The sequence below is a fragment of the Actinomadura rudentiformis genome (assembly GCF_008923185.1).
GTDB classification, from domain to species: Bacteria; Actinomycetota; Actinomycetes; order Streptosporangiales; family Streptosporangiaceae; genus Spirillospora; species Spirillospora rudentiformis.
Genome location: NZ_WBMT01000005.1, coordinates 67,725 through 78,985, shown reverse-complemented (window position 1 = coordinate 78,985; position 11,261 = coordinate 67,725). Strand labels below are relative to the sequence as shown.

Genomic DNA, 11,261 nt, shown 5'->3' with positions numbered 1-11,261 from the left:
TCAGAGATCCTAATATCGGATACTGGATCCAAAAAGCCTGGGAGGCTCCGATGGCGTCGTCCGTCCACCCGTTCGAGCTCTTCGCGATCGACGGTCTGCTGTCCGACGAGGAGCTGGAGATCCAGCGCACCGTCCGCACCATGGGCGAGCGCGAGCTGCGCCCGCACGTCGCGGACTGGTTCGAGGAAGGCCAGATCCCCGCGCGGGACCTGGCCAAACGGCTCGGCGAGCTCGGCGTGCTGGGCATGCACCTGGAGGGTTACGGCTGCGCGGGCACCAACGCCGTGTCGTACGGGCTCGCCTGCCTCGAACTGGAGGCCGTCGACTCCGGCCTGCGCAGCCTGGTGTCGGTGCAGGGTTCCCTCGCCATGTACGCGATCTGGAAGTACGGGTCGGAGGAGCAGAAGCAGCAGTGGCTCCCCGGCATGGCCGCCGGCGACACGATCGGCTGCTTCGGGCTCACCGAGCCGGACGCGGGTTCCGATCCCGGCTCGATGCGGACGACCGCCAAGCGCCAGGGCACCGACTGGGTGCTCAGCGGCACCAAGATGTGGATCACCAACGGCTCGGTGGCCGACGTGGCGGTCGTCTGGGCGCGGACCGACGAGGGCGTGCGCGGCTTCCTGGTGCCCACGGACACGCCGGGCTTCTCCGCCCCGGAGATCAAGAAGAAGCTGTCGCTGCGCGCCAGCGTGACCAGCGAGCTCGTGCTCGACGGCGTCCGGCTGCCGGCCGACGCGATGTTGCCCGAGGCGCGCGGGCTGTCCGGCCCGCTCGGCTGCCTCAACGAGGCGCGCTTCGGCATCATCTTCGGCGCCCTCGGCGCGGCCCGCGACTGCCTGGAGACCGCGCTCTCGTACGCCGCCGGACGCGAGGTGTTCACCCGTTCGCTCGCCTCGTACCAGCTCACCCAGCAGAAGCTGGCCGACATGACGCTGGAGCTGGGCAAGGGCATGCTGCTCGCGCTCCACCTGGGACGGCTCAAGGACGCCGGCGAGCTCCCGCCCGAACGGGTCAGCCTGGGCAAGCTCAACAACGTGCGCGAGGCCCTCGACATCGCCCGCCAGTGCCGCACGATCCTGGGAGCCAACGGGATCACGCTCGAATATCCCGTGATCCGGCACGCCAACAACCTGGAGTCGGTGCTCACGTACGAAGGCACCAGCGAGGTGCACACGCTGGTCATCGGCCGTGCGCTGACGGGGGAGGCCGCCTTCCGCTGACGGGGAAGCCCCGCCGTGCCACCGCGTATGGCAAGGCGGGGTCCCTCTCCGCTATCGCCGGTAGGACGGGTATCGCCCGGAGGACAGGCTCATCGCCGGTAAGTAAGGCCGTAGCCGAACGGGAACAGCGGAGCCTTGCCGTCACCCCGGTTGATGGGCTGCTGGTCGGCGCTCCTCATCCACGTCACCGGGAGCTTGCCGGTCGGCCGCGTGAGACCGAAGAGCACGTCCGCGACTCCGCGTCCCTCGGTGCCCGGCAACCAGGCCTCCAGCAGCGCGTTCCACTTCGGCAGCTCGGCGGCGATGTCCAGCGGCCGCCCTGACACCAGGACCACGATGACCGGCACGCCGGACGCCCGCAGCTTGGCGATGGTCGCCAGATCCGCCTCGTCGAGCCCCATCGCGCCGGGCCGGTCGCCCATGAACTCCGCGTACGGGAGTTCGCCGACGACCGCGATCGCCGCCTTGTAGGAACGGTCGATGCCGTCGCCTTCCTTGTCGTACGTGACCGTCGTGTTCCGCCCGGCGTTCTGGCGGATGCCCTGCAGGATCGTGGTCCCCGGCGTGATGTCGCCGGACGAGCCCTGCCATGTGATGGTCCAGCCGCCGGTCTGGTTGCCGATGTCGTCGGCGCTCTTGCCCGCCACGAAGATCTTGTTGTTGTTCCGCTTGAGCGGCAGCACACCGCGCTCGTTCTTCAGCAGCACCTGCGACTTGGCCGCCGCGTGCCGCGCGAGCGCGCGGTGCTCGGCGCTGCCGACCGTGGCGAGGTAGCGCCGGTCGGCGAACGGCCGCTCGAACAGCCCGAGCTCGAACTTCTTGGTGAGGATGCGCCGGTTGGCGTCGTCGATGCGGGCCATCGGGACCCGTCCCGCCTGCACCTCGGCGCGCAGCGTGTCGATGAACCGCTTCCAGTCGTTCGGCACCATGATCATGTCGAGCCCGGCGTTGATGGCCGTGGTGACCTCGGCGGGGGTGAATCCGGGCTGCCCGTCGATCTGGTCGATGCCGTTCCAGTCGGAGATCACGAACCCGGAGAAGCCCAGCTCCCGCTTGAGCACGTCGGTGATGAGGTACCGGTGGCCGTGCAGCTTGACGCCGTTCCACGAGTTGAACGAGATCATCACCGACCCCACGCCCCGCCGCACGGCGGCCCGGAACGGCGGCAGGTGGATCCGCCGCAGCTCGGCCTCGGAGATCTGCGTGTCGCCCTGGTCGACGCCCCCCGTCGTCCCGCCGTCACCCACGTAGTGCTTGGCGGTCGCCAAGATGGAGGCAGGCCCGTCGAGCCGCCGCCCCTGGAACCCGTCCACGATCGTCGACATCGCCGACGGCAGCTCGGGCACCTCGCCGAACGACTCGTACGTGCGTCCCCACCGGTCGTTGCGCGCCACGCACACGCAGGGCGCGAACGTCCAGTCGGGGCCCGTCCCGGTGACCTCCTCCGCGGTGGCCCGCCCGATCTTCCGCACGAGCCCGGGATCGCGCGTCGCACCGAGCCCGATGTTGTGCGGGAAGATCGTCGCACCGACCACGTTGTTGTGCCCGTGCACCGCGTCCACGCCGTAGATGAGGGGCACCTTCAGCGGCGTCGCCAGGGCCTGCCGCTGGAACCCATCGGTCATGTCGGCCCACGCGACCGGAGTGTTGGGTGTCGGCGTGGACCCGCCGCCCGACAGGACCGAGCCGATCCTGTACCGGGTGATGTCGTCTCCTGTGACGGCCCCCCGTTCGGGCTGCGTCATCTGGCCGATCTTCTCGTCCAGGCTCATCCTCTTGAGCAGCGCCTCGACCCGTTCCCGCACCGGCTTCTTCGTGTCCATGTAGGTGGCCGCGTTCGCTGCGGGAACTCCCGCAACGGCACCACCGCCCAGCAAGAACGTCGTCGTCAGGCCTACCGCGAGGATCCGGGGTGGTCTGCGGTGCATCGTCGCCTCCGCTTGGAGCTCGGGAACCGTAATACGTTGCCCCACTCAACAAATGGACCGTAAGTCGAACCTCGCAACCGTGCAAGAACGCATCCCACCGGCCTCGCTGGCCGCATCCGGACACACCGGCCTGTCCAAACGCGTAACCTCTGGGTTACGCTTTAGCCCATGGAGGAGGTGGTGAACGCGATCGCGGATCCCGTACGCCGGGAGATCCTGGCGCTGCTCCACGGGCAGCCCCGGACGGTCAGCGACATCGCGTCGCGGTTCACGATCAGCCGCCCGGCGATCAGCCGCCACCTCCGGATCCTGCGCGAGAGCGGCCTCGTCCACGACGAACTCGTCGGCAGGCAGCGCCTCTACACACTCGACCCCGCGCCGCTCACGGACCTCGCCGAGTGGATCACCTTCCTGCGCTCCCCCGCCGGCTGGCAACACCGCCTGGACGCGCTGGAGACCGAAGTCCGGCGCACCACCCGGGAGCGCTCCACACCAAAGGAGAACACCGCATGAAACCCACCGCCCGGCTCAATGGCAACGACCTCGTGTTCACCCGCACGTTCAAGGCCCCTATCGACGACGTCTGGGCCAGCGTCACCGAGCCCCAGCGAACGGCCCGTTGGTTCGGCCATTGGGAAGGCGACGCCGGTCCCGGCCGCACCGTAAAAGTCCGCTTGCTCTTCGAAGAGGGCGAGCCATGGAGCGACATGCGCATCGACGTCTGCGAACCCCCCGAACGCCTACTGGTCACCGCCGACGACGAAGCAGGGCATTGGCGCCTGGAACTCCTCCTCACGCACCAGAACGGCGTCACTGAGCTGAAACTCATCCAGCATCTCACCACCACAGAGGGAATCGGCGAGACGGGCCCGGGCTGGGAGTACTACTTGGACATGCTCGTATCGTCTCGCGAAGGCACTCCCCAGCCCAATTTCGACGACTACTACCCCGCGCAAAAGGCGTACTTCGAGCAACTCACCTAGGGCGATCGCCCGGTATCGAACCGGAACCTCCAGGACCACAACCTGGCGTGCAGACCACCACACCACGAACGCCGTGTCTCCGGCAGGATTCGAACCTGCGCCCTTCGGGTCCGCAACCCGACGCGCTTTCCACTGCGCCACGGAGACGTACCGGGTGCAGGAATCGAACCTGCCTGATGTGGGATATGAAGCCACCGGAAGCACCAGCCTCCGTACCCGGCGCGGAGGGTGTGAGGATCGAACTCACGCAGGGGGTGACCCTGACGACGGCTTAGCAAGCCGCTGCCTTACCTCTCGGCCAACCCTCCGGGGAAAAGAAAAACCGCCCGTGTGGACACGGGCGGCAGGCGCGAACGTCACGTTCGGCGGCTGCTCCCGGGCCCAGAGAGACGACTATGCATTCGCATGATGTGCTCCTCTCCGGTCTGCTGCGTTCGACTTTCACTCTGCCAAAGCGGTTCCTTGAAGGCAACGCATTTATACGGGGGCCGCGCCGCGGGAAAATGCGGCGCGGCCCTTCCGACCTACTTCAGGGACCAGAGCTGGTACTTCGACCAGGGCGCGGAACTGCCCTTGCAGTCCCAGGCCTGCCAGCCCTCGTTCCGGACGCCGGCCTCGCCGGCCTCACGGCAGCTCTCGTACCAGTAGAACCGGGCGCCGGTGTCGCGCCACGTCGCGCGTTGCTCTGCCGCGGCAGCGGGCACCAGGCAGGCCGTGAACGCCAGCGCGGCACCGCTGACGCCGAGCACGGCCAGGCGGGTGGGGAACCTCATCGCATCGCCTCACTTCTGGGGGAAGGCTACGGTACGCGACAGATTCTTACGCTCGGTAGTCAAAACGGGCCCCAGCAGTCCCCCACGTTTGGGTAGATCTAACCGGCTGCCGGGCCGTCGCGGAGGACGCCGCGGACCGCGTCGAGGGTCAGCTCGTCCGGGTCGAACTCCGTCAGCCACCAGGTGGCACCGGCCTTGGCGTAAGGCGCCAGATCAGTGCCGGGTGGGAGGGCGATGGCGATGTCGTACGGCATGGCCGGATTCGGACGGAGGGGGTTGATGGTGGTGACGACTTCGGCAACGTGGTCCGGGTGGTCGAGGTTGATGGGGAAGAACCCGTCGTAGAGGGCGGCCCGGCGTAGCGGTTTGATGTTCCGGGGAAATCCCGCGGCCCAGACCGGCACGCCGGGACGTTGGACTGGTCGTGGGAGGAACCGGACGCCGTCGACGGTGGTGTGCCGGCCGTGGTGATGCACCGGTTCACCGGACCAGGCGGCGGTGAGGATCTCCAGCGACTCGTCAAGCATCTGGCCCCGCTCCCGGTCGTCGAGTTGCTCGCCGGTCTTGGACAGTTCGCCGGCGAAGCGGTCACTGCCCAGCCCGACGCCCAGGGTGAGGCGGCCGTTGCTGAGCACGTCCAGGGTGGCGGTCTCTTTGGCGACCTTCGCGGGCCGGCGGCGGGCAAGGGGCGTGACCATCGGGCCGAACCGCAGGTGTTCGGTGGTCGCGGCGACCGCCGCCAGCGTGATCCAGGGGTCGGCCACTTGCTGGACGGGCGCCCGCCAGAACAGGTGATCCCACAGGAAGACGCCATGCCAGCCTGCCGCCTCGGCCTCCGCGGCCAGGCGGACGACCGTCCGAGGATCGGCGAGTTCGTCGAAGGGCGGCAGCCAGAGCGCCGAACGCAGCGTGCTCATGCCCGTCGGCCTTCGTGGTCACGTCCAGCAAGAATCTGATGGTCTGCGCCCGGGCCGGGGAAGCGTGGCGCGACATATTTGGTCATGACGCTCACGCTAGAGCGGCACAGCCGACATGAAAAACGATTCTTTCTGCTTGTTTCGATCACAAATTGCGATTGCCTGCGAGCTAGCCGGGGTTGGTCACGGCCAGGGCCTGGGTGGCTATTTCCAGTTCTTCGTTGGTGGGGATCACCAGGACTGTCACGTCGGCGTCGGGGGGTGAGATGACTCGTTCGTCGCGGGACGGGGATTCGTTGCGGACGGGGTCGATCTCGATTCCCAGGCGGTCGAGGCCGGCGAGGGCTCGGGAGCGGATGCGGGAGTCGTTCTCGCCTACGCCGGCGGTGAAGACGATGGCGTCCACGCTGCCCAGGACGGCATAGTACGCGCCGACGTACTTGCGGATGCGGTGGCAGTAGACGTCCAGGGCGGCCGCGGCCTGGGCGTCGCCGGCGTCGGCTCGGCGCCACACTTCGCGAAGGTCGCCCGCGCCGGCCAGGCCGACCATGCCGCTGTGCTTGTTGAGGGCGGCGTCGATCTCCAGGAGGCTCAGGCCGGCGACGCGGGACAGGTAGGCCGGGAGGGCCGGGTCGACGTCGCCGGAACGTGAGCCCATCACGAGGCCTTCCAGGGGCGTGAGGCCCATGGACGTCTCGACGGAGCGGCCTCCGGAGACGGCGGTCGCGCTGGCGCCGTTGCCCAGGTGCAGAACGATCGTGTTGGGGTGCGGGTTCTCGAGAAGTGCGGCGGCGCGACGGGAGACGTAGGCGCAGGACGTTCCGTGGAAGCCGTAGCGGCGTACGCCCAGGTCGGCCCATGAGCGGGGGACGGCGTAGGTGTGGGCGTGGGGCGGCAGCGTCTGGTGGAAGGCGGTGTCGAAGACCGCGACGTGCGGCAGGCCGGGGAACGCGCCGCGGGCCACTCGGATGCCTTCGAGGTTGGCGGGGTTGTGGAGCGGCGCGAGGGGCGTGAGTTCTTCGATGGCCTTTTCGACCGAGTCGTCGATCAGGACGGGATCGCTGAAGCGGTCGCCGCCGTGGACGACGCGGTGGCCAACGGCGACGACGCCGCTCAGGGACGGGCCGTGGTCTTCGAAGGCCCTGAGGATGGCGCGCAGGCCCGTTTCGTGGTCGGGGTAGTGGTCTTCGGTCTTGGACGAGTCGTGGGTGAGGGTGCCGGCCTCTTCGCCGATGCGTTCCAGCAGGCCGGACGCGAGGGTGCGCGTGCCGTCGAGGAGCTGGTACTTGATCGAGGACGAGCCGCAGTTGAGGACCAGGACGTTCACGGCAGTTCCCCCTGGATGGCGGTGATGGCCACCGTGTTGACGATGTCCTGGACGGTGGCGCCGCGGGAGAGGTCGTTGACGGGCTTGCGCAGCCCCTGCAGGACCGGCCCGACGGCGACGGCCCCGGCGCTGCGCTGGACCGCCTTGTAGAGGTTGTTGCCCGTGTTGAGGTCGGGAACGATGAAGACGGTGGCGCGGCCCGCGACCGGATTGCCGGGGAGCTTGGTCTGGGCGACACCGGGATCGATCGCCGCGTCGTACTGGATCGGCCCCTCGATCAGCAGGTCGGGGCGGCGTTCGCGGACGAGGGCGGTGGCCGCGCGGACCTTGTCGACGTCGCCGCCGTGGCCGGAGTCGCCGGTGGAGTACGACAGCATCGCCACCCGGGGCTCCACGCCGAACCGGGCGGCGGTCGCGGCGGCGGAGATGGCGATGGCGGCGAGCTGTTCGGCGCCGGGCTCGGGGTTGATCGCGCAGTCGCCGTAGACGAGCACCCGGTCGGGCAGGCACATGAAGAAGACGCTGGACACGAGCTCGGTGCCGGGCTCGGTCTTGATGATCTCGAACGCGGGCCGGATCGTGTGAGCGGTGGTGTGCGCGGCGCCCGACACCATCCCGTCGGCCAGACCAAGCTGCACCATCAACGTGCCGAAGTACGACAGGTCGGTGACCGTGTCGCGGGCCAGGTCCAGGTTGACGCCCTTGTGGGCGCGGACGCGGGCGTACTCCTCGGCGAAACGTTCGCGCAGCGCCGGGTCGAACGGGCTCACCACATGGGCGCCGCTGACGTCCAGCCCGAGCATCGCGGCGCGGCGTTCGATCTCGGCGGCGTTCCCGAGCAGGGTCAGCTCCGCGACGCCACGGCGCAGCAGGAGATCGGCCGCTCGCAGAATGCGTTCGTCCTCACCTTCCGGCAGAACGATGTGACGGCGGGCGGCGCGGGCTCGTTCGAGCAGGTCGTACTCGAACATCAGCGGCGTGACCGCGGTCTTGCTCACCTGCAGCCGGTCGAGCAACGCGTCGCCGTCCACGTACTCGTCGAACAGCCCGAGCGCCGTCTCGACCTTCCCGTCCGCCTCCGGGGTGAACCTGCCCTCGACCTTCGACAGGTCGATGGCGGTCTCGAACGTGTCCTCCTCGGTGATGACCACCGGGAGCCGGGCCGACATGCCGTCCAGCAGCTGGGCGACCGGCTCGGGGAGCTCCATCCCGCCGCTCATCACGATCCCCGACAGCGCGGGGAACGTGGGCGCGGTGTGCGCGCCGAGCAGCCCGGGCAGCAGCCCGGCGGCACGGTCGGACGGAATGATGATCACGGCGCCCTCGGTCAGGCGGGTGAGGATGTTGGGCAGCGACATCGCGCCGACCAGGATGGCGCCGACCTCGCGGCCGAGCAGCCGTTCCTCGCCGAGCAGCAACTGCCCGTCGCACGCCTCCATCAGGTCGCGCACGGTAGGCGCCGACAGCCGCGGCACTTCGGGCAGCGCGAACAAGAGTTGCTCAGGCCGTGCCACCGCCGGAACGTCAGCGGCATCTACGCGAGTGACGACGGTGGCCAGCTCCGTGGCGTGCTCGGCCTTGATCTCGGTCAGCGCCAGCTCGACGGCGACGCCGTTCTCCGCCGGCGTGCGGCCACGCCCGTTCACCACCAGGAGCAGCGGAGCGCCGAGATGAGCGGCGAGCTTGGCGTTGAACCCGAACTCCGTCGGCGCCCCCACATCGGTGTAGTCAGTGCCGACAATGACCACGGCGTCGACCTGGTCGGCGAGGCCCCGGTAACGAGCGACGATGTCCGCCGTGGCCCTCCGCGCGTCGGCGTGCACGTCCTCGTACGTCACACCCGTGGCGGTGTGGGCGAGGCGGAAGCGGGACCGCAGCGTCTCCACCAGATGATCTGGGCGCCCGGCCCGTACGACAGGCCGGAAGACCCCGACCCGCCCGACCCGGCGCGAGAGCAGCTCGGTCATCCCCACCGCGATCGCGGCCTTCTTGGTGGCGGCGTCACTGGCCGCGATGTACACCGCGTGCGTCACTTGATCGATCGTACGGGACGGGTCTGGACCGTTCCCGGCCGCCACCTGGACTTCGGCGTGGGCGGCGTCCGAACCCGCACTAACCAACGGCGTCCCGCAAGGCGCGCAGGGCGTGGTAGACGCGGACCTTGACCTCGTCCACCGAAAGTCCCAGCAACGCCGCGGCCTCGTTCACCGAGCGCTCACGGAAGACCGTCTCCGTGAGGATCTCGCGGTGGACAGGGGCGAGTGACCGGTACGCCCGTGCGACGACCGCGGGGCGGAGACCAGCGGTCGCCACCCCGGGGACGTACGTCTGCGGGACGGTCTCGTCGACTGCGCTCTTGCCGTATCGGAGTGCCACGCGATGAATCTCGCACCGTAACCGCCCCACCGGTATCCCCTTAGGACCCGCTTAAGGAACCGCTCAGGAGGCCTTAGGTGCCGGCGATCATTCACTCCATATCCGCCGTTCGCCTCGGTCCGCGCGGTGGAGCTCTGGCCGGTGCTGCACGAGGCGGCCGAGAACGCGCTCTAGAGTTCGGCACGCGCCAGCTCGGCGGCGTTGAGGAACGCGGTGCGGAGCTCGTCGGCGCGTTCACGGGAGGGATGGTCGGAGACGCCGGCCAAGTTCACCTGGCTCAGCATCCCGGCCACCCTGTCCGCAAGCTGAACGTAGGGCGCGTAGTGCTCGGGCACATCCTGATTCGCCCCGGCCGGTGCTGCCAATGACATTGGTGCGGTGTATTCCGACAAGTCGGGGAGGTCCCGGCGTGGCTCGGCCAGGGTCAGCAACGTGTCGAACCGGGCGGCCGCCGCGTCCCTGGCTGTCAGCGGCTCTGCCGTAGGCGCGAAAAGCGCGCGCAGTGTCGCAGGCACACTCGCGTGGTCACGGGTCTCTGGTCCGATTGAGCCAGGTGAAACGAACGGGGAGACGACCACCGCGGGGACGCGGCCGCCGGTCATGGTGAAGTCGAACGCGGCGCTCTTGCGATGGAGGAGGAAACGGAGGAGCCCGGTCAGCGGGGTCGGGGCGCGACCTGGGTCGGCCATGCCCTGCGCGGCGGGTACGTGGTCGTAGAACCCGCCGGTCTCGTCGTACGTCACCAGCAGGACGGTCTTGTCGAAGACCTCCCGATGCGCGCGCAGCACCTCGTACACGTGGGCGAGGAGCGCCTCCGCCCGCGCGAAGTCGCCGGTCCCGTCGTTCGTGAAGGTGTCGTACTCGTCGTCGGCGACCAGGGCGTTGCCCGGGTGCTGGCTGTTGCTCGGGTGCCCGGCCGCCAGCCGCACGGGAGGCCGGTGGTTGGGTTCGAGGAAGGAGTACGCGGGCAACGTCCCGTTCTCGACATGCCGCGCGAACTCCTCCATCGCGTACCAGTTGGCCAGGCGCCGGGGCTCGGTCCACAGCTTCACGAACGCCATCACCTGCGGGATGTCGTCGAAGTAGACGTGCCAGTCCGCCCCGGCCCGCTCCAGCACCTCGAAGATCGTCGTATTGGTGTAGAAGCGCGGCTGGATCTCGGTGTCGCCGTCGGACGTCGCGGCGTGCAGGAAGTTGCGGTTGGGCCAGGTCTCGCCGGGGACCGAGCAGAACCACTTGCTGAACGTGCCGAACTGCGTGGCCAGCGTGCCCAGCACCGGCACGTTCTCAGGTGGCTGGCACCGCATGATGAGCGGCCCCCTGCCCTTGATCTTTTCCACGGTGCGTCCTTGCCGGAGGCGGCCGGCGAGGTTGACGACCGGCCCGAGCAACCCGCCCCAGGCGCCGGGCGGCTTCCCGCGTCCCCTCTTCTCGTACGACCGCACGAATCCGGCGTTGCCCTTGAGCTGCTCCAGCATCGCCTGGTGCGAATGGTCCGGATCGATCGGCAGCACCCTCTTCGCGTCAGCCGTCGCCGGGATCGTCTCCCCGCGCCTGGTGCCCGGGTTGACGTACGGCCCGCCCTCCAGCAGCCCGTCGAACAAGGGGTCCGGATGCGCGACGAATCCGAGCATGTGGTCGAACGAGCGGTTCTCCAGAGCGAGGACGACGACGTGCTCGATGTCCGCAGCCATGGTCACTCCCTGCGACTGGGGGTGCTCTCAACGTTATGCC

The 11,261-nt window shown here is 69.0% G+C and carries 10 protein-coding genes and 4 tRNA genes; 3 read left to right on the top strand and 11 right to left on the bottom strand.

The genetic code is table 11. The features are described from left to right. The first annotated feature begins 50 nt into the window (after positions 1 to 50). Positions 51 to 1,223, top strand: coding sequence for an acyl-CoA dehydrogenase family protein (locus tag F8566_RS11840; protein WP_151560241.1), 1,173 nt, complete (start codon positions 51 to 53; stop codon positions 1,221 to 1,223). 89 nt (positions 1,224 to 1,312) lie between these two features. On the opposite strand, the gene F8566_RS11835 is transcribed toward F8566_RS11840, so the two are convergent. Beyond that, positions 1,313 to 3,151, bottom strand: a complete 1,839-nt coding sequence (locus F8566_RS11835) for a glycoside hydrolase family 3 protein (RefSeq protein WP_151560240.1) — start codon at positions 3,149 to 3,151, stop codon at positions 1,313 to 1,315. A 168-nt stretch (positions 3,152 to 3,319) separates the two neighbouring features. Between F8566_RS11835 and F8566_RS11830 the strand changes: the two genes are divergently transcribed. Continuing rightward, positions 3,320 to 3,664, top strand: coding sequence for an ArsR/SmtB family transcription factor (locus tag F8566_RS11830; RefSeq protein WP_151560239.1), 345 nt, complete (start codon positions 3,320 to 3,322; stop codon positions 3,662 to 3,664). Next, positions 3,661 to 4,134: an SRPBCC family protein gene (locus F8566_RS11825; protein WP_151560238.1), complete on the top strand. Its 474-nt coding sequence runs from the start codon at positions 3,661 to 3,663 to the stop codon at positions 4,132 to 4,134. The genes F8566_RS11830 and F8566_RS11825 overlap by 4 nt, the downstream gene beginning before the upstream one ends. Here F8566_RS11825 and F8566_RS11820 read toward each other — a convergent pair. The 10 genes from F8566_RS11820 to F8566_RS11775 all read right to left on the bottom strand — a co-directional run bounded on the left by F8566_RS11820 (position 4,134) and on the right by F8566_RS11775 (position 11,221). Beyond that, a tRNA-His gene (locus tag F8566_RS11820) sits at positions 4,134 to 4,207 on the bottom strand. The genes F8566_RS11825 and F8566_RS11820 overlap by 1 nt on opposite strands. Before the next feature lies 1 nt (position 4,208). Beyond that, positions 4,209 to 4,281, bottom strand: a tRNA-Arg gene (locus F8566_RS11815). A gap of 1 nt (position 4,282) precedes the next feature. Next, positions 4,283 to 4,355, bottom strand: a tRNA-Met gene (locus F8566_RS11810). A gap of 1 nt (position 4,356) precedes the next feature. Continuing rightward, positions 4,357 to 4,442, bottom strand: a tRNA-Ser gene (locus tag F8566_RS11805). A 216-nt stretch (positions 4,443 to 4,658) separates the two neighbouring features. Next, on the bottom strand, positions 4,659 to 4,907 hold the full coding sequence (locus F8566_RS11800; RefSeq protein ID WP_151560237.1) for a hypothetical protein: 249 nt from the start codon (positions 4,905 to 4,907) through the stop codon (positions 4,659 to 4,661). A 98-nt stretch (positions 4,908 to 5,005) separates the two neighbouring features. After that, complete coding sequence (locus tag F8566_RS11795) at positions 5,006 to 5,824, bottom strand: LLM class flavin-dependent oxidoreductase (RefSeq protein ID WP_151560236.1); 819 nt, start codon at positions 5,822 to 5,824, stop codon at positions 5,006 to 5,008. A gap of 169 nt (positions 5,825 to 5,993) precedes the next feature. Beyond that, positions 5,994 to 7,151 carry an acetate/propionate family kinase gene (locus F8566_RS11790; RefSeq protein ID WP_151560235.1) on the bottom strand — a complete coding sequence of 386 codons (1,158 nt, stop codon included), beginning with the start codon at positions 7,149 to 7,151 and terminating at the stop codon, positions 5,994 to 5,996. After that, positions 7,148 to 9,184 (bottom strand): phosphate acetyltransferase, encoded by a 2,037-nt coding sequence (gene pta / locus F8566_RS11785; RefSeq protein ID WP_151560234.1) that lies wholly within the window; start codon positions 9,182 to 9,184, stop codon positions 7,148 to 7,150. The genes F8566_RS11790 and pta overlap by 4 nt, the downstream gene beginning before the upstream one ends. A gap of 79 nt (positions 9,185 to 9,263) precedes the next feature. Continuing rightward, a complete protein-coding gene (locus F8566_RS11780; protein ID WP_225993078.1) occupies positions 9,264 to 9,527 on the bottom strand; it encodes a sigma factor-like helix-turn-helix DNA-binding protein in 264 nt (87 codons plus the stop codon). A gap of 170 nt (positions 9,528 to 9,697) precedes the next feature. Continuing rightward, positions 9,698 to 11,221 (bottom strand): alkaline phosphatase family protein, encoded by a 1,524-nt coding sequence (locus tag F8566_RS11775; protein ID WP_151560232.1) that lies wholly within the window; start codon positions 11,219 to 11,221, stop codon positions 9,698 to 9,700. Positions 11,222 to 11,261 lie beyond the last annotated feature (40 nt).